Raw genomic sequence first — 21,530 nt, forward strand, 5'->3', positions numbered from 1 at the left:
ACCTCCTGGAGCGACCGTCCGCTCCGCTCCTGTCGGTGCGGACGACGGGGAGGCCAGAGTGCACCGAGAAGCGGTCGACACGTTGGGGAACGACGGGGTGTACTTCGACCCACTGTGGCGGATCGAGGTGCGCCTCACGGCGACCGAACAGCGTCTCCTCCGCACCTGGCCGCTGCGGCGTCTCGCCTTCATCGCCCACGCAGGAGCCGCGTCGATCACGACGGTGCAGACGTACTCTCGCCTCGAGCACTCGCTCGGGGTACTCGCACTCGTGGCCCACTTCGCTCCCGAGCACCAGCCCGCGCGCACCGCTGCGTTGCTGCACGACGTCGGCCACCTCCCGTTCAGCCACACGCTCGAGGGTCTCGCAGGCCTCGACCACCACGACCTCACCCGACAGCGGATCACCGCGTTGTTCGCCACCGATGCGGCACTCGATGGCGATGCCGAGACGATCATCGCACTCGACGACGGAAGCATCCCCTCGCCGCTCACGGCGTCGCACGGCGGCCTGAAGCTGGACCACCTCGACTCGTTCCTCCGCAGCGGACAGGCCCACGGGCGCACACGATCAGCACCGCACGAACTCCTGCGACGGCTGCATCTCAGCGACGGTGCCGTCGATGCCGATCCGGTCGATGCGGTCGAACTGGCGGACCTCGCGATCAGCGAAGCACTTGCCCAGAGGAGCGCGGCGAACCTCGTGCCCGTCGCCGTCGTGCGGGGCCTGGTGGGTCGCCTCCTCGACACGGGAGCCCTCGAACCGACCGAGTTGGCCGGCATGACCGACGACGAACTGTGGTCAGTGCTCCTCTCCAGCGCTGACACCCGTGCCGATGCAGCGTCGTTGCGACGGCATCCCCAGCGGTGGCAGCTTCGCCACCACAGCGACGACAGTTGCGGCGAACCCTTCTCGCACGTGGTCCGACGCAGCTACCTCGACCTCCCCAGGAGTGGTGGCCGCACCACCTCCGACCCGCGCGTCGCCGCCCTGCAGGAGGACCTCCCGATGTGGGTGAGCGCGAAGCGGAGCGACGATCGGACCCACGTCGCCTGAGCCGGACCGCGCCCGCTGGTGGATCGGCCGTCGGACGGACCGGCTGTGCGCCTCGTGCAGCACGGGTGGGAGCCGACACGGCGGTCTGCCTGACGGCGCCGCCGGCCTGGAGGCGCGGTGCCAGCCGGCGCCGCGCCTCCAGACCGACGGGTGGCTGGTGCGTGGAGCCCTCAGCGGCGCTCGTCGTCCGCCAGCCGCTGGAGCACACGTCTCGATGCTGTCGACATCTCGGGACGGACGCCGAGCCGCTCCAGGTACTCCGCCACCGACTGCATCTCGTGAGCGCGGCGGACGGCGTGCTTCCTGCTGCCGGATTCGTACCGCTCGATCTTGGCATCCGCATCGCCGGAGAGCTGCGCGGCGATCTGCGCGTGCACCCAGTCCTCACACCCGGCCGCACGACCAGCCTCGAGGGCCTCGACCACGACGGTCGCCAGGCTCTTCATGAGGACGCTCCGGAGCAGCTTGCGGGAGGTGGCGGTGCCCGCCGGTCCCTCGACGTGCTCGACCGCGGACCCGAGTGAGGCGAGCAGCTCCCCGACGACGTCCGCCGCCCCACCGGACACGATCGTCTCGGTGGCCGCGCCCTTGAGCGGGACGGGCCCGAGGATCGCGACGTCGGCGAACCGGCCGCCGGCGGCGACGATGCCTTGCTCCGCGGCGACCATGTCCTCGGGCGACGCGGTGGTGAAGTCCGCGTAGACCGAACCCGGTGCGACGGCGCCGGCGGCGGTCTCGGCGATCGAGCGACTGAGCGAGGCGCCGGTGAGGACGATCGTCAGCTCGCTCGCGGCGACGACCTCCTCGACCGAGCCGAGTCGCTCGACGCCGCTCGGCGACGGCGTGGGAGCGGGGTCGAACCCGCGGACCTCGTGGCCCGACGCGACGACCGCCGCCGCGTAGATGGCTCCGGCCTCGCCGAGGCCGATGAACCCGACTCGCATGGTGTTCCTCTCCTGCGAGCCGTGGCTCGCGTCCTACCGTCCGACCGCCTGCGCGGCCCGACGGACTTCCGGGACCAGTGCCTCCAGTCCCGCTCTGTGGTTGTGTTCTGCCGGTCCCGAAGCGGACACGGACGCGATCACCGCGCCCTGCTGGTCGAAGACCGGCGCGCTCACCGCGGCGACGTCGACGTCACGTTCGGCGATGGAGACGTGGAAGCCGTTGCGGCGGATCTCGTCGAGGGACGAGCGCAGCTCGTCCACGCGGACCGTGCGTCCGTTCGCGTCCCGCGTGTCACCGTGGTGGGTGAGCACGTGCTCGCGTTCCTCCGGCGTGGCGAAGGCGAGGATCGTCTTGCCTGCACCGACGACCAGGGGGAGCCGACGGCCGACGGGCAGCTGGTACCGCAGGGGATCGCGCCCGTCCACGCGGGCGGTCAGGATGCGTTCCTGTCCGGTGCGGACGTAGAGCGAGGTCGTCAGGTGCGTCGACTCGGCGAGCTGTTGGAGGACGCCACGAGCGTGTGTCGTGAGCGGGTCGCCGACCAGGTAGCCGTGCGCCAACCCGAGCGCTCCCGCTCCGAGTCGGTACTCCCCGCCGTCCTGCTGCACCAGCCCTCGCCGTTGCAGCACGCCGACGATCCGCAGCGCTGTGGCGGCGTGGAGCCCGGTGCCCCGGCTCAGGTCGACCAGGCGCAGTGCCCGGTCGCTCCGTTCGAGCAGTTCCAGCACGTCGAGCGCACGTTCGACACTGCGGACCGTCGGCTGGGTCGTCTGCCCTTCGCTTGCCATGACGCCATTGTGACGGACCGTCCGACCCGGTCGTCACGCGGGAGCTGCCGACGCGACGATCTCGTTCCGGGTCCGCGTCTCGTCCGCGTGCTTGGCCTCCGCGCGGGCGAGGACGTCGGCGGCCTCCGCGGCCGGCACCACGGCGACGCCGTCCCCGTCCGCGACGACCACGTCACCGGTGTGCACGACGACCCCGCCGATCGCGACCGGCACCCCGACGCGGAACGGTCCGTGCCGGTACGGGCCGGCCGGCGTGACGGCTCGTGCGAACACGGGGAAGCCGATCTCCTCCAGGTCACCGACGTCGCGGACAGCGCCGTCGACGACCAGCCCGACGCACCCGCGGGCACGCAGCCGTTCGGCGATGAGCTCCCCGACGAGCGCGCGGTCACGGACGCCGTGGCCGTTCACGACGAGGACGTCTCCGGGTTCGAGGGAGTCGATCGCCTCGTGCACGCCGGCGTTGTCGCCGCCGGCGACCTCCACCGTCCGTGCGGTCCCGGCGGTGCGGGCACCGCGCCAGACGGCACCGATCTCCGCCTCGACGACGCCGAGCCGCTGCATCGCGTCGCCGACGTTCGCCACGGGGAGGGCGCCCAGGCGATCGACGATCTCCCGGGGGACGGCGTGTTCGGTCTTCTCGGTCATTCGTTCGACTTCCATCCGTGTGCGTAGGCGAGGAGCAGCGTCCAGATGCCGAGGGCTCCGGCGAGGCCGAAGGTCCACGGCGCGAGAGCGGTGACGGCGCTCGAGACGAGGGCGGCGTTCAGGAGCAGGACGCCGACGAGCTGCAGCAGCACCATCACGCTGCCGAGCGCGAGCATCGACACGAGCAGGACCACGAAGACGGTCGTCATGCCGGCGGCGATGCGAGTGCGGGTCGGACCCATCGAGGGTCCGGTGGAGTCTGCCAAGGTGCAGTCCTTCCGTAGGGTCGACGCGTGTTCAGTGCGGGACGGGCAGCCAGCCCGGTCCGATGAGCGCCGCGATGAGGAGGATGGGGATCACGTAGAGGACCACGAGGGGGACGAAGGTCTTCACGGGGTTCACCCCGGCGATCCCGGTCGCGATGTAGATCGCCGAGGCTCCGGGCGGTGAGGCACCCTCGGTCGAGGCCGCGACGAGGACGACGCACGCGGCCAGCACGGGGTCCACACCCGCGACGACGAGGACGCTGAAGCCGATGCCACCGATCGTGGCGATCGTCGCGGTCGAGCTGAGCGGTCCGGCGACCAGCACGACCATCACCGCAACGATGACGCTCATGACGACAGGGGACGCGTCGAGTCCGTTGAGCACGGCGGCGAGCTGGTCCGCGAGCCCGAGCTCGGTCAGGACCGCACCGCCGGCGAACGCGAACACGAGGGTCGCGCCGATGTCGCGGTACCGCGGCGCGGTCGCTGCCACGAAGTCGTACCAACCGCGCGTGCCCTTCGGCAGCTTCTTCCGACCGAGGAGCAGCGCCAGCAGGCCGAGGAGCACGGGGATCCAGACGACGATGCTGATGGCATCGGCGGCGTCCTCCCCGAGGGTCTCCGTCACGAACGCGCCGCTCGGGCCGAGGGTCACGAAGACCGGTACGAGGATGCCGAGGAAGACCAGCAGCGAGGTCCAGCCGTGACGGAACGACTGGCGGAAGGGCCTGATGTCCGCGGCCGGGACGCGCTGGATGCGGTGCCGGCGGACGAAGTAGGCGATCACGATGAGGCGCCACAGCACGCACCAGCCCGCCGCGACGAACATCGCGGGCAGGAGGTCGCCGACCGTGACGAGCGGCGCGACGGTCGCGGTGCCGATGAGGATGAAGAACGAGGCGCTCGGAGGGATCACCGTGCCATTCCCGGCGTTACCGGCCACCACGGTCGCGGCCACCGGAGCGGGCCACTGCGACCGCTTCATCCACGGGATCGTGACGGTGCCGAGCGTCGCCGCGTTCGCGGAACCGGAGTGCGCCACCGATCCGAACAACGCCGATCCCACGGTCGCGACGTACCCGGCACCGCCGGGGAGTCGGCCGAGCAGCGAGTTGAGGATCTCGACCTGCCGGTCGATCACCCCGGTCGAGGCCAGCAGGAACCCGATGAACGTGAACGCGAGCGCCGCGAAGACGATCTCCTCGTTGAAAGCGTCCTGCAGTCCGACGACCAGCAGTTCGAGGAACCTGGTGCCACCGAACGCACAGACGACGAGGAACCCGACGACCATGCCCTCACCGATGCCGCGGCGGAGCGCCACGCTCCAGACCACGATCGTGCCGATGTAGGCGATCAGCGCCCAGACGGCCAAACCCATGTGCGACTCACTCTCCGTTGAGGGTCATTTCACTAGGTGCAACACCTTTGCACCAGTCGCAACAGCAAACCAGGCTCACGGGGCGGAAGTCAAGGGACTGCACCGATGCCCGTTCGGGCGCGAGCACGCGTCGTCGCGGGGCTCGCGCCCCCGGCCCGGTCCCCGTCGAGGGTCGGGTGGGGTGCCGTCGGGACGCTCGACGGACCGCCGTGTCCGGGACGCACGAGAACGCCCCGCCGGCCGGAGCCAGCGGGGCGTTCTCGTGCGTCAGACCGGGATCAGAAGTCCCAGTCCTCGTCCTCCGTCACGACGGCCTTGCCGATGACGTACGACGAGCCAGACCCCGAGAAGAAGTCGTGGTTCTCGTCCGCGTTCGGCGACAGCGCCGACAGGATCGCCGGGTTCACGTCCGTCGTCTCCTTGGGGAACATCGGCTCGTAGCCCAGGTTCATCAGCGCCTTGTTGGCGTTGTAGTGCAGGAACTTCTTGACGTCCTCGGTCAGCCCGACACCGTCGTAGAGGTCCTGGGTGTACTGCACCTCGTTCTCGTAGAGCTCGAAGAGCAGGTTGAACGTGTAGTCCTTGATCTCCTGCTTGCGCTCCTCGGAAGCGCCCTCGAGGCCCTTCTGGAACTTGTACCCGATGTAGTACCCGTGGACGGCCTCGTCGCGGATGATCAGGCGGATCAGGTCAGCGGTGTTGGTGAGCTTCGCCCGGCTGGACCAGTACATCGGCAGGTAGAAGCCGGAGTAGAACAGGAACGACTCGAGCAGCGTCGAGGCGACCTTGCGCTTCAGGGGGTCGTCACCCGTGTAGTAGTCGAGGACGATCTGGGCCTTCTTCTGCAGGTTCGGGTTCTCCGTGGACCAGCGGAAGGCGTCGTCGATCTCCGGCGTCGAGGCGAGCGTCGAGAAGATCGACGAGTAGCTCTTCGCGTGCACCGACTCCATGAACGCGATGTTCGTGTAGACGGCCTCTTCGTGCGGGGTGATCGCGTCGGGGATCAGGCTGATCGCGCCGACGGTGCCCTGGATCGTGTCGAGCAGCGTCAGGCCGGTGAAGACCCGCATGGTGAGCTGCTGCTCCTCCGGCGTGAGCGTGTTCCACGACTGCACGTCGTTCGACAGCGGCACCTTCTCGGGCAGCCAGAAGTTGTTGACCAGCCGGTTCCAGACCTCGACGTCCTTGTCGTCCTGGATGCGGTTCCAGTTGATGGCACTGACCGCGCTGATCAGCGGGATGGACTTGCCCGTGGCGTGGACCGGGTCGGTGAGGGTCATGGCTTTCTTCCGGGTGGTGGTGGACAGGACGATCGGACGGACTGGAGGCGCGGGGCGGGGCCCGCCCCGCGCCTCCAGGAAGAGAGCAGCAGCTCTACAGCATGCAGCTGACGCAGCCCTCGACCTCGGTGCCCTCGAGGGCGAGCTGGCGCAGACGGATGTAGTAGATCGTCTTGATGCCCTTGCGCCATGCGTAGATCTGGGCCTTGTTGATGTCGCGCGTGGTGGCGGTGTCCTTGAAGAACAGCGTCAGCGACAGACCCTGGTCGACGTGCTGGGTGGCAGCCGCGTAGGTGTCGATGATCTTCTCGGCACCGATCTCGTACGCGTCCTGGTAGTAGTCCAGGTTGTCGTTCGTCATGAACGGCGCCGGGTAGTAGACGCGACCGAGCTTGCCTTCCTTGCGGATCTCGATCTTCGACGCGATCGGGTGGATCGACGACGTCGAGTGGTTGATGTACGAGATCGACCCGGTCGGCGGGACGGCCTGCAGGTTCTGGTTGTAGATGCCGTGCTCCTGGATGGACGCCTTCAGCGCCTTCCAGTCGTCCTGCGTCGGGATCGTGATGTTCGCGTCGTCGAACAGCGATGCGACGCGCTGGGTCGCCGGCGTCCAGGCCTGGTCGGTGTACTTGTCGAAGAACTCGCCCGACGCGTACTTCGAGTCGCGGAAGCCGTCGAACGTCTCCCCCGTCTCGATCGCGATGTTGTTCGAGGCGCGCAGGGCGTGGAACAGCACCGTGTAGAAGTAGATGTTCGTGAAGTCGATGCCCTCGTCGGAGCCGTAGAACACGCGCTCACGAGCGAGGTAGCCGTGCAGGTTCATCTGGCCGAGGCCGATGGCGTGCGACTTGTCGTTGCCGTCCTCGACGGAGCGGACCGACGAGATGTGCGACATCTGCGAGACCGAGGTCAGGCCGCGGATCGCGGTCTCGATGGTCTTGCCGAAGTCCGGCGAGTCCATCGTCAGCGCGATGTTCAGCGAGCCGAGGTTGCAGGAGATGTCCTTGCCGATCTCCTTGTAGGACAGGTCCTCGTTGAAGGTCGTCGGGGTGTTGACCTGCAGGATCTCCGAGCACAGGTTGGACATGTTGATCCGACCCTTGATCGGGTTGGCCTTGTTCACCGTGTCCTCGAACACGATGTACGGGTAGCCCGACTCGAACTGGATCTCGGCGATGGTCGTGAAGAAGTCACGCGCCTTGATCTTCGTCTTCTTGATGCGCGAGTCGTCGACCATCGCGCGGTAGTTCTCGGAGATCGGGACGTCGCCGAAGGGCATCCCGTAGACCTTCTCGACGTCGTACGGCGAGAACAGGTACATGTCCTCGTTGTTCTTCGCGAGCTCGAACGTGATGTCCGGCACGACGACACCGAGCGACAGCGTCTTGATGCGGATCTTCTCGTCCGCGTTCTCACGCTTGGTGTCGAGGAACTTCATGATGTCGGGGTGGTGCGCCGACAGGTAGACGGCACCGGCGCCCTGACGCGCGCCGAGCTGGTTCGCGTACGAGAAGGAGTCTTCCAGCAGCTTCATCACGGGGATGATGCCCGACGACTGGTTCTCGATCTGCTTGATCGGAGCGCCGGCCTCGCGGATGTTGGAGAGGAGCAGTGCCACGCCGCCGCCGCGCTTCGAGAGCTGCAGCGACGAGTTGATCCCACGCGAGATCGACTCCATGTTGTCCTCGATGCGGAGGAGGAAGCAGGAGACGAGCTCGCCGCGCTGGGCCTTCGCGGTGTTGAGGAACGTCGGGGTCGCGGGCTGGAAGCGGCCGGCGATGATCTCCTCGACGAGGTCGATTGCGAGCTGCTCGTTGCCCTGCGCCAGGCCGAGGGCGGTCATCACGACGCGGTCCTCGAAGCGCTCGAGGTAGCGCTTGCCGTCGAACGTCTTGAGCGTGTAGCTCGTGTAGTACTTGAACGCACCGAGGAACGTCTGGAACCGGAACTTCTTCGAGTACGCCAGGTCGTTGAGCTGCTGGATGAAGTCGAGCGAGTACTGCTCGATCGTCGCGGCTTCGTAGTACTCGTTCTCGACCAGGTAGTCGAGCCGCTCCTTCAGGTTGTGGAAGAAGACGGTGTTCTGGTTGACGTGCTGCAGGAAGAACTGCTTGGCGGCCTCACGATCCTTGTCGAACTGGATGTTCCCGTCCGCGTCGTAGAGGTTGAGCATCGCGTTGAGGGAGTGGTAGTCCATCCCCGTCTGCGGCGACGTCAGATCGACGTCTGCAACTGCTGCGTCCAAAATGCATCCAATCCTGAGTTGACCGCCTGCACGTCGTCAGGCGTTCCGAAGAGTTCGAAGCGGTACAAGAGCGGGACGCCGCACTTCTCGGCGATGACGTCCCCGGCGAGCCCGTAGGCCTCGCCGAAGTTCGTGTTCCCTCCGACGATCACACCGCGGATGAGCGAGCGGTTGCGTTCGTCGTTGAGGAACTTGATGACCTGCTTGGGGACCGCGCCCTGGCCGTTGCCGCCACCGTAGGTGGGCAGGACGAGCACGTACGGCTCGTCCGCGTGGAGGAACGGATCGCTCGGGAGGAGCGGGATGCGGTCCGCGTCACGGCCGAGCTTCTCGATGAAGCGGGCCGTGTAGCCGGACACGCTCGAGAAGTAGACGAGGCGACTCATGTGCGCGCTCCTTGTGAGAGGTGCGGACAGCAGATCAGTGGGAGTAGGTGCGTTCCCCGGCCCCTTCGGGGCCGGGGAACGCACCTACGAGCTCACGCGAGCTCGGCGCTGAGCGTCGCGATCTTGTCGGGACGGAAGCCCGACCAGTGGTCGTCGTCGGTCACGACGACGGGGGCCTGCATGTAGCCGAGGCTCTTGACGTGCTCGAGCGCTGCTTCGTCGGCGGAGACGTCGAGCACCTCGTACTGGATGCCCTTGTTGTCGAGCGCGCGGTACGTCGCGGTGCACTGGACGCAGGACGGCTTGGTGTAGACGGTGACGGCCATGATCTCCCCTGGTTCTTGCTGGTGTCGTGCTTGCTGTGGAGGTGGTGCTGATGCCACGTGTGCAGGTGGTGCAGGTAGCTGCGCAGACGTGTCCGGGAAGGGGCCGCTGCGATGTCTCCACACTACATCTAGTGGCTGACTGCCGCACCGACCACTAGAGGAAGTGTTACAGCCGTGTAGTTCTCCACAAGCCCTTCCACAGTGTGCACAGCTCGGGGAGGCCCGCGGTTCCGCCAGTCTGCGGCCGACCACCGACACTTCCCCACACTCGTGGAGAGCCTCGATCCACAGGTGTGGAATCGACGCGTCGGCGTGTCGCGGCAGCCCGCGCCGAGCACCGTGGGCACCCGGTCTGTCCACAGCACCCCCGGACGGGTGACGGCACGTTCCGTCCGGTCGGTACGCTCGTCCCGTGAGCGCCTACGGACCCCTGCTGAAGACCCCCGGAGTCGGTCGCGTCATCGCAGCACAGCTCACCGCACGCTTCCCGTTCGGCATGCTGTCGCTCGCCTACCTGCTGCACGTCGAGCACGTGTTCCACTCCTACGGCGCCGCGGGGCTCGTCCTCGCGACGACGAGCATCGGCCAGGCGATCGCCGGTCCGCTCACCAGCCGCTGGATGGGCAGCTGGGGCATGCGGCCGGTGCTGGTCCTGACGAGCGCCGTCGCCCTGGCGAGCATGGTCGTGATCGCGTTCGTCACGATGCCGCTCTGGGGGTACGTCGTCGTCGGGTTCCTCGGCGGTCTGGCGGTCCCGCCCGTGCAGCCCGCGGTGCGCACCATCTACCCGAAGATGGTGACCTCGTCGCAGCTCACCCCCCTGTTCTCGCTCGACGCCAGTGCGCAGGAGCTCATCTGGGTCGCCGGCCCGGTCATCACCACGTTCGTCGCGACGCAGGTCGGCACGGTGCAGGCGATCGTCGTCGCCATGGTGTTCCTGGTCGTGGGCGGCGTGTGGTTCATCGCCTCCCCCGAGCTCGGTCGCGTCCGCATCCCCCGGTCGAAGCGCGCGTTCGGTGTCGTGCTGAAGCGGCCGTCGGTGATCGTCGCGACACTGACCGGCCTGCTGCTCATCGGCGCGTGCTCGGCGGTCGAGGCGAGCGTCACCAGCGTCTTCGGAGAGGGCAGTCCGAACGCCGGCATCGTCCTCGCGGTGTTCGCGGTCGGGTCGCTCGCCGGCGGCCTCGCGCTCGGACACCGACCGATCTCGAAGAACACGCTCTGGGCGCGCATGTCGATCGTCTTCGTCGGGCTCGCGCTGGCGGTCGGCGGCACCGACTTCTGGTGGCTCTGCCTGGCCCTCGTCATCGCCGGTGCCGGCATCGCACCGGCACTCGCGGTCATGTTCGGCTCGGTGTCCGCGACGGTCAAGTTCTCCGACACGGCCGAGGCCTACGGCTGGATGGGCACCGGCCAGCTCATCGGCGCCGCCGGCGGGTCCGCCGTCGCGGGCTTCCTCATCGACGCGAACGGCCCGACCGGCGGCATGACCGTCGGAGCGGTCATGGCGGCGGCGGGGGTCGTCCTGCCGCTCGTGACGAAGCGGTGGTTGCCCGACCTGCGCGGCCGCGACGCGAGTCCCCTCCCCGACACCGAGCCGGTCACGCTGCCGAGCTGACGGCCGGGAGGCACGACGCACCCCCGCCCCGATGGGCAGGATGGGTGCATGGTCACCTCCTTCCCCCTCCGCGACGGCCGGTCGATCCCCGCGATCGGGTTCGGCGTCTACAAGGTCGACGACGCCGAGGCGGAGACCGCCGTCGGCCTGGCGCTCGACGCCGGGTACCGCCACGTCGACACGGCCGAGATGTACGGCAACGAAGCCGGCGTCGGGAAGGCGATCCGTGCCTCCCGGCTGGACCGCGACGACGTCTTCGTGACCACCAAGGTGTGGAACGACCACCAGGGGCGCGACGCGACCCTGCGGGCGTTCGACGCGAGCCTCGAGCGGCTCGGACTCGACGCCGTCGACCTGTACCTCATCCACTGGCCGGCGGCGGCGAACGGCCGGTACGTCGAGACGTGGCGGACGCTCGTCGAGCTGCGCGAGCAGGGTCGGGCGCGGAGCGTGGGCGTCTCGAACTTCCAGGTGCCGCACCTGCAGCGGGTGGTCGACGAGACGGGCGAGGTGCCGGCCGTCAACCAGGTCGAGCGCCACCCGTGGCTGCCGCAGCGCGAGCTGATCGCGTTCCACGAGGAGCACGGCATCCGGACCGAGGCGTGGTCGCCGCTCGGACGTGGGCGGCTCGTCGACGACCCGGTGCTCACGCGGATCGCGGACGCGCACGGGGTGAGCGTGGCGCAGGTGCTCGTGCGGTGGAACGTGCAGCAGGGGGTCGTCGTGCTGCCGAAGTCGGTGACGCCGTCGCGCATCCGGGCGAACCTCGACGTCGACGGGTTCGAGCTGACCGACGAGGACCTGACCGCGATCGCCGGTCTCGAGAACGGACAGCGGACCGGGTCGCACCCGGACTCGGTGTCCTGACGCCGTCGCCGTCGCCGTCGCCGTCGCCGGGGACCTAGAGCGTGTCTCCTGAATGGTGGGTCCAGGCGATGACGGCGTTGAGCACGGCGGCTGAGCGGTAGACGATCGCGAGGTCGTCGTACCTCGTCGCCAGGGCTCGCCATTGCTCGAGGCGACAGAAGCCACGCCCGACGACGTTCCGGTTCCTGTAGTCGATGCGGTCGTAGGTCACGGGTCTCCCGCCGCGGGAACCACGCCGTTTCCGGCGTCCTTGCTGGTCGCGAGGCTCGGGGATCACGGACTCGATACCGCCGTCGCGCAGGTGTTGCCGGATCGCTTTGGATGAGTACGCCTTGTCACCGCGGAGCCGGTCCGGTCGGGTCCGCGGCCTGCCGACCGGACGGGCCACTTCGAGCGCTGCCAGCAGCGGCAGCAGCATCGGTGAGTCGCCGGCTTGTCCGGGCGTGATCAGGGTGACCAGGGGCAGCCCGTGGCCGTCGACGAGCTGCTGGACCTTCGTGGACAGGCCGCCGCGGGAGCGGCCGAATCCGTGGTCAGGCGGCTCGAGTCCCGGATCCGTGTGATTCGATGGTTCCCCCTGTCGTCCCCTGACAAGAGCTCCTTCCGGTCAGCGAACTTCGTTGAAGCGAGGTCTGCTGGCCGAACCCGCGTTCACGACGCCACACGCGGCAGCCCCGAGTGGGCGAAAGTCGGACCCGTCACCCGACGACATCAACGCCATTGTGCAACGGCGATCGTCGCTGCACCCGCACCCGAGCGGACGGCCAGTCGACGCCGCCGGCGCTACAGACAGGATCGATCCGACCTACCAAGACTTCTTCACCAACGGAGATGCCAGTGGTACGCGCGTCCGTTCGGCTGGGGTCCAGAGGAATCGCACCGGACTGATCTGCCGACGACTCGGTTTGAACATGCGCTTGAGTCCCGGCTCGGCGGGCGGGCCCCGTTCCCGAGTGACCAGGGCCTGCGTGCCTACTGCTTCGACATCCTGCCGGTCATCTGCCGACGGCAAAGTGTTCCTGCACCGCGGCCGCCGGCAGCGTGTCTTCATATACGGCGACGTTGTCGAGGTTGCCCTTGAAGTGGAATGTCGTGTGGTTGCCGGGCCAGCCGTTGAGGTTGTCGAAGCCGATCCGCCACCACCCGGTGCTGACCTCTGCTCTGGCGTTCGAGCTCGCGGCGACCTGTTCGCCGTCGACGTACAGCCGCATGCCCGACGCGTCCATGGTCGCGGTGGCGAGGTGCCAGACGCCGTCGTTCAGGCCGGCTGCGGAGCTGATCGCGATGTTGGTGCCGTTGTAGGCGCCGAAGTGCACGGCGCCCTCGTCGGAGAGGTAGAGCTGTCGGTCGTACTTGGTGGACTGGTCCGAGCGGAGGTTGCCGAAGCCGAGGAGCATCCCGCCGGTCGTCGTCGTGGTCCGGAACCACGTTTCGATCGCGAAGATCTGCGGTGCATCGACCGCCGCGTCCGTGATCACCTGCCCCCGCACCCCGCCCGCCAGCAGGGACGGACTGTCCCCGGCTCGGCAGGTGCCCGGGGCGAGCGAGACTCCCGAGGTGAGGGTGCCGTGGCGACCGTTCCCGGATCCGTCGGCCGCGGAGGTGCCGGGGGCGTCGTCGAACCGGTAGGTCAGGTACGTGTGTGCGAACGGCGCTCGCTGCAGACACGGGAACGTCGCGGTGGCGAGCCTGGTACCCGTGTTCGCCGCGGTGGCCGTGAACGCTGCGCGAGCGGCATCGTCCACCACGATCACCACGGCGAGGACGGCGGCGAGTGCACCGACGAAGACCACGCTCCGGGCACGTTCCGCGCGGACGGACCGCCGTCGTCGCCGACCGTGCCCGACCGCACGGCTCACCTCGGGTCCGCCTGGGCTGCCCAGGCGGGACGAGAGCACGAGGGCGCCCCCGAGTCCGAGCGTCGCCGCGGCGAGCCTGCCGACGTCGTGCTCGCGGACCCACAGTGCAGGGAGACCGACCAGCGGGACCCGGAGCACACCGACCCCGCGGACGTCCTCCGGCTCCACCGTCCGGGCATCGGGCGTGGGGTTCGCGTCACCGCGGAGTTGCAGGGAACCCGACGGCGTCCGCGCGACGAGTCGGTGCAGCAGCAGCGCTTCCGGGTGGTCGGGGTCCTCGACCAGCAGCACCTGCCCGATCGTCACCTCCCGATCGTGGACCGGCATCGCGACGACCACGTCACCAGGGAGGATCTTCGGCGCCATGGATCCGGACACCACCGTCGTGGGGGTCCATGCCCATGACGCAGGCAGCGCTGCCCAGAGCAGGAGGCTCACGGTGACCACGAGGACCGTGCGGCCGAGCAGTGCCGCAGCGAACACCACCCAGGTCGAGGCGGAGGCTTGCCCGGATCGTGTCACCACGACAGCCGAGGGCTGTTCGCGTCGTCCGTCCGGACGCAGGGTGACGTCGGCCACGGCCGGGCTCAGGAACTCTGCGCTTCCCAGGTGAGACCGATGCGCGCGGTCCCGTTCTGGGCAGAGTTCGGCGTCGCGGCGTCGAGCGCGACCGTCACCTGGTACGTGCGCGACTCGGAGGAACCGCCGGCGGTGCGCCAGGTGCCGATGCCGTTCGAGAACCTCGTGGCGGTCGATCCGAGGTCGGCGAGGGAGCCCGACCAGACCGCGGCGGGCGAGAGCGGGGTGAAGCCGCTGCACTTGCCGAAGGACCCGCCGGTGCCCTCGGTGACGGTGACGTGCAAGGAGCTCGACAGTGCGTTGGTGGTCGCCGGGTCCGTGCCGTACAGCTTCACCGTCGAGGGGAGTGAGCCGGTCGACGTGACGACGATGCACGATGTCCGCGTGTCACCGGGCTGCAGCCCGGAGGCCGTGAAGAGCGCGGTGTCGGAATCGTCGTCACTGAGCGAGACGGACCCGGCAGACCAGGAGTTCGGGGCGTTGCTCGTCGTGGCCGAGAAGGCGGCGTAGGACGCCTGGGCGATGACGAGGCCGGAGGCCAGGACAGCCGTCGGGACGACGGCGAGGGCGATGGTGCGGCGTGCTCGAGACGTGAGGTGCACGGGGTTCCTTCGGGGAGGGCGCCACACCGTCGTCGGTGGACGCGAGCATGTGCAGGACGAGGGAGCGCGGATCGGCTCCCGGTGCGGGGCGCGGCGGGGCCGTGCTGTCGGTCCCCGCCGCGCCCGGAGATGGTCAGACGCGGCCGAGCATCGCCTCGTTGAGGATGGTGCCGCCGAGCATCCAGCCGCCGTCGGCGACCTCGTCGAGGATGACGAGCGTCGTGGGTCGGGCTCGCTCGCCGTAGACGTCGACGATGGCGTCGGTGACGGCGTCCTGCAGCTTCTTCTTCGACTCCGGGGTCAGGGTGTCAGCGGGGACCTTGATGTTGGCGAAGGGCATGGTGTTCCTCTCGGTGGGGTGTCCCGGACGTTCCGGGGGTCAGAGCGCGGCGTTCGGGGACAGGAGGTCCTCGATGCCGACGCGGTGGTAGAACTCGGATCGGATGCGGTCGGCGACCGCCGAGACGACCTCGCTGCCGTCACGGGAGGGGTCGACGTGGGTCCGGAACGGGCGGGCGCCGTCGGCCAGGCCGACCACGCGCACGATCTCGTCGGCGACGTCCTGCACGTCGGCGTCGGCCGGCACGATCGCGGCGAGGCGGTCGGTCAGGTCGCGCCGGAGCGCCCCGTACTCCGTGTCGTGTTCGTCGACGCGGGCGGTGTCCGTCGGGACGGCGGCGTTCGTGAAGTGGTTCGTGCCCGAGGTGAAGGCGCCCGGGACCACGATCGTGGTGTCGATGCCGAAGCGGATCAGTTCCGCCGCGTAGCTCTCGGCCAGGGCGTCCATGCCGGCCTTCGCCGCGAAGTACGGCGCCAGGAACGGCGGGTGGCCGCCGCGGGTGGCCGAGCTGCCGACCCAGACGACGAGTCCGGACCGGCGCGCCCGCAGGTGTGGCAGGACGGCACGTGCGACGCGCTGGGCGCCGACGACGTTGACGTCGTACAGGGCGGCGAACTGTTCCGGCGTGAACGCCTCGGCCGGACCGTAGGCCATGTGGCCGGCGTTCTGCACCAGCACGTCGATGCGCCCGTGCGCACGGATCACGGTGCTGACCGCCTCGTCGACGGACTGCTCCGACTGCACGTCGAGCTCGACCGCGCCGAGCTGCAGGCCCTCGCGCACGGCGAGGTCGTCGAGCGCGGCACGGGCGGGCGCGTTCCGGCCGTCGACCGCACGCATCCCGGCGACGACGACGTGCCCCGCCCGCGCGAGCGACTCCGCCGTCAGCCGGCCGAAGCCGCTCGACGCGCCCGTGACGAGGACGACCCGCGGCGTCGGCATCAGACCATCCCGCCGTTGGCGCGGATGGTCTGGCCGTTGACCCAGTGCCCGTCGGGCCCGGCGAGGAACGCGACGACACCGGCGATGTCCTCCGGCATGCCGAGCCGTTCGAGGGGCGGGACCTTCGCCAGGGTGTCGATCTGGTCCTGCGTCTTGCCGTCGAGGAACAGCTCGGTCGCCGTCGGCCCCGGAGCCACCACGTTCGCCGTGACGTCCCGGCCGCGGAGCTCCTTCGCGAGGATCATCGTCATGCCCTCGACCGCGCTCTTGCTCGCGACGTAGGCGCCGTAGGTCGGGAACTGCGTCCCCACGACCGACGTCGACATGCCGACGAACGCCCCGCCGGCCCGGAGACGACGGGCAGCCTGCTGCGCGACGACGAAGGTGCCGCGGATGTTCGTCCGGTGCAGTGCGTCGAGGACGTCGAGGTCCTGGTCGGCGATCGTCGACAGCGCAAGGCGGCCGGCGGAGTGCACGACGACGTCGACGCCGCCGTGTTCGGCCTCGACCCGGTCGAACATCGCGGCCACGGCGTGCTCGTCCGCGACGTCGGCCTGCACGGCGACGGCACGGCCGCCCGTCCGCTCGATCTCGGCGACGGTGTCCTCGGCGACGGCCGTCCCGCTGGCGTGGTTGACGACGACCGTGAAGCCGTCCGCGGCGAGCCGGATCGAGACGGCGCGGCCGATGCCGCGAGAGCCGCCGGTGACCAGGGCGACGCGGCGAGGAGTGGTGCTCATCGTCTGTCCTTTCAGTGATACGCGCCGAGCATTTCGGCGCTACGGCAGAACGTAGCACAGTTACGATCAGCGATACAACTTGCGCTACGATCACTGCATGGCCCGATCTGACGAAGCGCTCCGCAGCGCCCTGCTCCGCGCAGCGGAGGACCAGCTGGTCACTGCCCCCGACGGGGACGTCGCCACCCGAGCGGTCTGCGAAGCGGCCGGCGTGACCCAGCCCGTGCTCTACCGGATCTTCGGCGACAAGCGCGGGCTCCTCGACGCCCTCGCCGAGACGGGCCTGCAGCGGTACACCGCTCGGAAGGCCGAGCTCGAGGTGTCCGACGACCCGGCAGCGGACCTGCGCCACGGATGGGACGACCACCTCGCGTTCGCTCGGGAACACGCCGCCCTCTACCGGCTGATGTTCGCCCCACGGCCGTGGGCGAGCAGTTCCGCGCGGGACGGCCTGACCTCGCTGCTCGAACGGACGCTGACCCGGTGCGCGGCCGCGGGCCTGCTCCGCGTCGACGTCCCCGTCGCAGCGACCATGCTGCTCGCCGCCAACGTCGGACTCGCACTCCACCAGATGACCACGACGGCTCCGGACACTGCCGACGACGACGCACTCCGGGACGCGGTCCTCGACGCCGTCCTCATCGAGGCGTCCGCCCGCGACCAGGACGACCTCGACGCGGCTGCTCGTCGCCAGCTCCGCGCCCGGCTCGACGACGACGGGTCGAGCGCGTTGCTCCCCGAGGAGACCGCACTCATGCGGATCTGGCTCGACCGACTCGACCACGAGGCCGACCACGGCCACGAAACCGACCACCACCAGGACCACGAAGGCACCCGATGATCTCCACGTTCCTCGCCGAACACGCCCCCCTCGTCCCCATCGGGTTCTGGGTCGCCCTCGCCGTCGCCACGGGGGTCGCCTGGCTGCTCCACCGTCTGCGGCTCCGCGGCGTCCTGCTCGGCCTCTCCGGCCTGTCGTTCGTCGCCGCCCTCGTGCTCACCCTGCTCCCCGACGGTGCCCGCTCTGGCGGCGTCACCTGCACCGTGCAGTTCTCGGTCCCGTTCCAGGGCATCGACACCCTCGCCAACATCGCGCTGCTGCTGCCGCTCGCGCTCTTCCTCAGCGTGGCGACGAACCGGCCACTCACCGTCCTCGCCGGCACCGTCGCCCTCTCCGTCGCCATCGAGGTCGTGCAGGCCCTCGCACCGGCACTCGGCCGGCGATGCGACACCAACGACTGGTTCATGAACACCGTCGGAGCACTGCTGGGCGCGGTCATTGCTCTGACCATCCATGCGATCGACCGGCGGCGGCGCGCCGCTTTCGTCCTGGACTGAACCGCTGCCGGATCACGACAGGCGCTGACCGGTCGATGTCCGTCCTCGATCAGGGTGCGATGTGCGCGTGCTCACCTGCCGCAGCAAGAATGGTGAGCCCCCCCGACAGGCCTGCCGTCAGCTGCACCGATCGTGTGCGGGATCATCCTCGGCCGAGTCCCTGCCACTTGCGGAACCCGGCGACGCGCGACGCGTCGGGGCGCTGACCGAGGATCAACAACACGTTGCCCAGGCTGTAGGCGTGGAACGCGGACGCGCACGCGAGGAACGCCGTCCACCGTTCCGCGTCGCGCAAGCTCTCAACCTGCGTCGCGATCGACTCGTGGAGTGCGGCGGCCTGCGCCTTCTTCTCCTCGATGGTGCGGCGGGGCGTCGAGGTCTTCTCGGCCGGACGGCGGGCCGCGGTCTTGGTGGTGCGTGTCGTGGTGATCATGGTTCCTGCTCCTGGGTCGATCGGGGATGATGGGCGGAGCGGGAGGGACCTAGAGCGTGTCTCCTGAATGGTGGGTCCAGGCGATGACGGCGTTGAGCACGACGGCTGAGCGGTAGACGATCGCGAGGTCGTCGTACCTCGTCGCCAGGGCTCGCCATTGCTTGAGGCGACAGAAGCCACGCTCGACGACGTTCCGGTTCCTGTAGTCGATGCGGTCGTAGGTCACGGGTCTCCCGCCGCGGGAACCACGCCGTTTCCGGCGTCCTTGCTGGTCGCGAGGCTCGGGGATCACGGACTCGATACCGCCGTCGCGCAGGTGTTGCCGGATCGCTTTGGATGAGTACGCCTTGTCACCGCGGAGCCGGTCCGGTCGGGTCCGCGGCCTGCCGACCGGACGGGCCACTTCGAGCGCTGCCAGCAGCGGCAGCAGCATCGGTGAGTCGCCGGCTTGTCCGGGCGTGATCAGGGTGACCAGGGGCAGCCCGTGGCCGTCGACGAGCTGGTGGACCTTCGTGGACAGGCCGCCGCGGGAGCGGCCGAATCCGTGATCAGGCGGCTCGAGTCCCGGATCCGCGTGGTTCGATGGTTCCCCCTGTGGTGCGGGCGATGTTCGTGGCGTGCTGATGCGCGCGAGCGATCGTGGAGTCCACTGACAACGGCCGATCCACCGCCCCAGCCTGGTCCGCGGACGCTGTCACTGCGGCGAGGACCCTGTCCCACGTGCCGTCGCCTGCCATCCGGCGATGCCACTTCCACACCGTCTGCCACGGCCCGAACCCCTCGGGCAGGTCACGCCACGCGATCCCGGTCCGATACCGGTACACGATCCCCTCGACCATGCTCCGAGCGTCCGCGAACGGACGGCCACGTTTGCCTGTCGGACCCGGCATGAACGACTGGATCGAAGACCACTGAGCATCGGAGAGCAGCTGGAATCATGTCACCACTACAGCGCGCCAGCGCTCTACCTGATCTTCAGGAGACACGCCCTAGCCCCGGCGGTCCTCCTCGGACTGCCACGGCAGGTTCAGGTCGCCCGGCTCGGGTTCGACGTCACCCGCGTCGTCCGCACCGCCGGTGCCGGGTGCCGCCACCACGCGGGACGGGTCGATGCCGTCCTGCTCGAGGTCCTCACGGCTGCGCTGCTGCGTCTGCGACGCGACCGTCTCCCGTTCGCTCGACGGGCTGTAGGACGTGTCGGCGGCACGCTGCTCGCGGCCGCTCACGCCGTCGACGTCGTCGCTGTGCGCCGCGTCGCGGAGTTCGTCGTTGCGGGCGCGGTCGTCGGACTCGTCGGGGCCGGGCACGTTCGGGATGCTGTCGCTCATGCCCCGCACAGTAGGCCGGGGCTCCTGGTACCGGTTCGGTCACGACGGCCGTGATCCGGTTCCCGCTCGGGTACCGTCGTCCCGACGAAGGGGGCCGGACGATGGGTCGGACGAGGGCACGGGGCGCGGCAGCCGTCGCACTGGTGGGCGTGAGCACGCTGCTGTTGGCGGGCTGCTCGCTGTTCGGCGACGACGCCCCGCTGCCGGCGCCGACCGGCCACGCTGCGCCGAGCGCCTCCGCGACGCCGGGGCCCGTCGGCGGGTCGGGCGACACCGCACAGCCCGTCGCGGCGCCGCAGGCGGTCCCGGCGGGCACGGTCGTCGCGGAGACCGACGCGGTGTCGAAGACCGGCGACACGTCGATCCACGTCCGGGTCGTCGCGAACGACCACGGCACGTTCGACGCGCAGCTGTCGGACTACCGCACCACGCAGCCGCAGCCGATGTCCGTGCAGTTCCGGCGCACGGCGCAGTACGGCGACGGTGGTGACACCGAAGCGGTCGCCACGACGCAGTGGGACGCCGACGCCCAGCCGCCCGCGACGGTCAGCCTGAGCGACGGCGGCCCCTACCCGGACTGGCTGCACACGGTCGTCCTCGTCCCGCAGTCCGACGGCGACGACAGTGCCCGCCCGTGGGTCTACAAGGTGCTCGCGATCGGGAAGCTCTCCTGGTCGATCCCCAACCCCGACCCGGACCTGCACGTCACGCTCGGCGCGGCCCGACCGGGTGCGTACGGTTACGCGTTCGACGCCGCCGACGAGACCCTGCGCGGGACGACCGGCACCCCGGTCAGCTACAAGGTCAACGAGGGCGACGACCAGTCCACCATCGCGAAGCGCTTCGGCATCACCGTGGACCAGCTGCGGTGGCTCAACCCGACGATGCAGACCCGTGGCAACAACTGGGTGCTCGCCGGCTCCTGGATCAACCTGGACCCGGCCTCGCGCTGACACGGAGCCCGGTGCGGGTCCGTTACGCTCGTCCAGCACCCCGCACCACCCAGGAGGCCACATCGTGACCATCGTCGCCGCCGCAGACGGCTCCGCCCTCGGCAATCCCGGACCGGCCGGCTGGGCCTGGTACGTCGATGACGACCGCTGGGCAGCCGGTGGATGGCCGCGGGCGACGAACAACATCGGCGAGCTCACGGCCGTGCTGCAGCTGCTCCGCGCCACGAAGGACACCGGCGAGCCGCTGCACATCCTCTGCGACAGCCAGTACGCGATCAAGGCGTGCACGGAGTGGCTGGCCGGGTGGAAGCGCAAGGGCTGGCGGAAGGCCGACGGCAAGCCCGTGCTGAACGTCGAGATCATCAAGGAGCTCGACGCCGAGCTGCAGGGCCGCAAGGTCACCTTCGAGTGGGTCCGCGGTCACGTCGGCCACGAGATGAACGAGGCCGCGGACGTCCGTGCCCGTGGCGCTGCGACCGCCTTCCAGAACCGCACCGAGGTGCCGACGGGACCGGGTTGGCCGGACACCGTCGTCCCGCCCGCTCCGGAGCCGGTGCAGGTCGAACCGCCTGCCACCCTGTTCTGACGAACCGCACGCCCTGTCGGGCC

24 protein-coding genes and 1 pseudogene are annotated in these 21,530 nt (G+C 69.5%); 7 read left to right on the forward strand and 18 right to left on the reverse strand.

Annotation, left to right across the window (positions count from 1 at the left end; all coding sequences use genetic code 11):
- Positions 1-97: 97 nt before the first annotated feature.
- On the forward strand, positions 98-1,057 hold the full coding sequence (locus tag ACH0A8_RS09735; RefSeq protein ID WP_406907085.1) for an HD domain-containing protein: 960 nt from the start codon (positions 98-100) through the stop codon (positions 1,055-1,057).
- Between the two features lie 170 nt (positions 1,058-1,227).
- Here ACH0A8_RS09735 and ACH0A8_RS09740 read toward each other — a convergent pair whose 3' ends face one another.
- The 9 genes from ACH0A8_RS09740 to nrdH form a co-directional block, all read right to left on the reverse strand.
- Positions 1,228-2,001 (reverse strand): DUF1932 domain-containing protein, encoded by a 774-nt coding sequence (locus ACH0A8_RS09740; RefSeq protein WP_406907086.1) that lies wholly within the window; start codon positions 1,999-2,001, stop codon positions 1,228-1,230.
- Positions 2,002-2,034: 33 nt separating this feature from the next.
- Complete coding sequence (locus ACH0A8_RS09745; protein ID WP_406907087.1) at positions 2,035-2,790, reverse strand: IclR family transcriptional regulator; 756 nt, start codon at positions 2,788-2,790, stop codon at positions 2,035-2,037.
- Between the two features lie 33 nt (positions 2,791-2,823).
- Entirely contained in the window at positions 2,824-3,453 is a 630-nt protein-coding gene (locus ACH0A8_RS09750; RefSeq protein WP_406907088.1) for an RraA family protein, read from the reverse strand.
- A complete protein-coding gene (locus tag ACH0A8_RS09755; RefSeq protein ID WP_406907089.1) occupies positions 3,435-3,704 on the reverse strand; it encodes a hypothetical protein in 270 nt (89 codons plus the stop codon). The genes ACH0A8_RS09750 and ACH0A8_RS09755 overlap by 19 nt, the downstream gene beginning before the upstream one ends.
- Before the next feature lie 31 nt (positions 3,705-3,735).
- Positions 3,736-5,082 (reverse strand): TRAP transporter large permease subunit, encoded by a 1,347-nt coding sequence (locus ACH0A8_RS09760; protein ID WP_406907090.1) that lies wholly within the window; start codon positions 5,080-5,082, stop codon positions 3,736-3,738.
- A gap of 278 nt (positions 5,083-5,360) precedes the next feature.
- Positions 5,361-6,362, reverse strand: coding sequence for a class 1b ribonucleoside-diphosphate reductase subunit beta (nrdF, locus tag ACH0A8_RS09765; RefSeq protein WP_058725585.1), 1,002 nt, complete (start codon positions 6,360-6,362; stop codon positions 5,361-5,363).
- Positions 6,363-6,456: 94 nt separating this feature from the next.
- Positions 6,457-8,562, reverse strand: coding sequence for a class 1b ribonucleoside-diphosphate reductase subunit alpha (nrdE, locus tag ACH0A8_RS09770; RefSeq protein WP_251155683.1), 2,106 nt, complete (start codon positions 8,560-8,562; stop codon positions 6,457-6,459).
- Positions 8,563-8,579: 17 nt separating this feature from the next.
- Positions 8,580-8,996: a class Ib ribonucleoside-diphosphate reductase assembly flavoprotein NrdI gene (gene nrdI, locus ACH0A8_RS09775; protein ID WP_406907091.1), complete on the reverse strand. Its 417-nt coding sequence runs from the start codon at positions 8,994-8,996 to the stop codon at positions 8,580-8,582.
- A 92-nt stretch (positions 8,997-9,088) separates the two neighbouring features.
- On the reverse strand, positions 9,089-9,322 hold the full coding sequence (gene nrdH / locus ACH0A8_RS09780) for a glutaredoxin-like protein NrdH (RefSeq protein ID WP_058727719.1): 234 nt from the start codon (positions 9,320-9,322) through the stop codon (positions 9,089-9,091).
- 412 nt (positions 9,323-9,734) lie between these two features.
- Here nrdH and ACH0A8_RS09785 point away from each other — a divergent pair, with 412 nt between their 5' ends.
- Both ACH0A8_RS09785 and ACH0A8_RS09790 read left to right on the forward strand, forming a co-directional pair.
- Positions 9,735-10,940, forward strand: a complete 1,206-nt coding sequence (locus ACH0A8_RS09785; RefSeq protein ID WP_066656297.1) for an MFS transporter — start codon at positions 9,735-9,737, stop codon at positions 10,938-10,940.
- Positions 10,941-10,988: 48 nt separating this feature from the next.
- Positions 10,989-11,807 (forward strand): aldo/keto reductase, encoded by an 819-nt coding sequence (locus ACH0A8_RS09790; RefSeq protein WP_406907092.1) that lies wholly within the window; start codon positions 10,989-10,991, stop codon positions 11,805-11,807.
- A 34-nt stretch (positions 11,808-11,841) separates the two neighbouring features.
- On the opposite strand, the pseudogene ACH0A8_RS09795 reads toward ACH0A8_RS09790, so the two are convergent.
- The 6 genes and pseudogenes from ACH0A8_RS09795 to ACH0A8_RS09820 all read right to left on the reverse strand — a co-directional run.
- Positions 11,842-12,384: pseudogene (locus ACH0A8_RS09795) on the reverse strand (IS5 family transposase); the annotation flags it as partial.
- A 418-nt stretch (positions 12,385-12,802) separates the two neighbouring features.
- Complete coding sequence (locus tag ACH0A8_RS09800; protein WP_406907093.1) at positions 12,803-14,188, reverse strand: LamG-like jellyroll fold domain-containing protein; 1,386 nt, start codon at positions 14,186-14,188, stop codon at positions 12,803-12,805.
- A gap of 65 nt (positions 14,189-14,253) precedes the next feature.
- Positions 14,254-14,847, reverse strand: a complete 594-nt coding sequence (locus ACH0A8_RS09805; protein WP_406907094.1) for a hypothetical protein — start codon at positions 14,845-14,847, stop codon at positions 14,254-14,256.
- A gap of 133 nt (positions 14,848-14,980) precedes the next feature.
- Positions 14,981-15,187, reverse strand: coding sequence for a tautomerase family protein (locus tag ACH0A8_RS09810; RefSeq protein WP_066656327.1), 207 nt, complete (start codon positions 15,185-15,187; stop codon positions 14,981-14,983).
- Between the two features lie 39 nt (positions 15,188-15,226).
- Positions 15,227-16,129 carry an SDR family oxidoreductase gene (locus ACH0A8_RS09815; protein WP_066656329.1) on the reverse strand — a complete coding sequence of 301 codons (903 nt, stop codon included), beginning with the start codon at positions 16,127-16,129 and terminating at the stop codon, positions 15,227-15,229.
- Positions 16,129-16,869 (reverse strand): SDR family oxidoreductase, encoded by a 741-nt coding sequence (locus ACH0A8_RS09820; RefSeq protein WP_406907095.1) that lies wholly within the window; start codon positions 16,867-16,869, stop codon positions 16,129-16,131. Before ACH0A8_RS09820 ends, ACH0A8_RS09815 begins: the two co-directional genes overlap by 1 nt.
- A 97-nt stretch (positions 16,870-16,966) precedes the next feature.
- Between ACH0A8_RS09820 and ACH0A8_RS09825 the strand changes: the two genes are divergently transcribed.
- Together ACH0A8_RS09825 and ACH0A8_RS09830 are read left to right on the forward strand one after the other, a co-directional pair.
- The gene (locus ACH0A8_RS09825; protein ID WP_406907096.1) at positions 16,967-17,710 is read left to right on the forward strand and encodes a TetR/AcrR family transcriptional regulator; all 744 of its coding nucleotides are present in this window, start codon (positions 16,967-16,969) and stop codon (positions 17,708-17,710) included.
- Positions 17,707-18,207, forward strand: a complete 501-nt coding sequence (locus ACH0A8_RS09830; protein ID WP_066656333.1) for a VanZ family protein — start codon at positions 17,707-17,709, stop codon at positions 18,205-18,207. Before ACH0A8_RS09825 ends, ACH0A8_RS09830 begins: the two co-directional genes overlap by 4 nt.
- Positions 18,208-18,349: 142 nt before the next feature.
- Here the strand turns inward: ACH0A8_RS09830 and ACH0A8_RS09835 are convergent, their stop codons facing one another.
- The 3 genes from ACH0A8_RS09835 to ACH0A8_RS09845 all read right to left on the reverse strand — a co-directional run bounded on the left by ACH0A8_RS09835 (position 18,350) and on the right by ACH0A8_RS09845 (position 19,968).
- On the reverse strand, positions 18,350-18,640 hold the full coding sequence (locus tag ACH0A8_RS09835) for a hypothetical protein (protein WP_066656335.1): 291 nt from the start codon (positions 18,638-18,640) through the stop codon (positions 18,350-18,352).
- A gap of 49 nt (positions 18,641-18,689) precedes the next feature.
- Positions 18,690-19,530, reverse strand: a protein-coding gene (locus tag ACH0A8_RS09840; RefSeq protein WP_406907097.1) for an IS5 family transposase whose coding sequence is annotated in 2 segments (ribosomal slippage) — positions 18,690-19,226 and positions 19,228-19,530 — 840 coding nt in all. Because the reading frame shifts where the segments join, the coding sequence is not laid out codon by codon here.
- 99 nt (positions 19,531-19,629) lie between these two features.
- Complete coding sequence (locus tag ACH0A8_RS09845; protein ID WP_326496798.1) at positions 19,630-19,968, reverse strand: hypothetical protein; 339 nt, start codon at positions 19,966-19,968, stop codon at positions 19,630-19,632.
- A gap of 101 nt (positions 19,969-20,069) precedes the next feature.
- Here ACH0A8_RS09845 and ACH0A8_RS09850 point away from each other — a divergent pair, with 101 nt between their 5' ends.
- Both ACH0A8_RS09850 and ACH0A8_RS09855 read left to right on the forward strand, forming a co-directional pair.
- Entirely contained in the window at positions 20,070-20,921 is an 852-nt protein-coding gene (locus ACH0A8_RS09850; RefSeq protein ID WP_406907098.1) for a LysM peptidoglycan-binding domain-containing protein, read from the forward strand.
- Between the two features lie 64 nt (positions 20,922-20,985).
- Positions 20,986-21,507 carry a ribonuclease H gene (locus tag ACH0A8_RS09855; protein WP_066656346.1) on the forward strand — a complete coding sequence of 174 codons (522 nt, stop codon included), beginning with the start codon at positions 20,986-20,988 and terminating at the stop codon, positions 21,505-21,507.
- Positions 21,508-21,530: the final 23 nt, after the last annotated feature.

It is taken from the genome of Curtobacterium sp. 179-B 9B NHS (genome assembly GCF_045370965.1).
In the GTDB taxonomy this organism is placed as follows: Bacteria; Actinomycetota; Actinomycetes; order Actinomycetales; family Microbacteriaceae; genus Curtobacterium.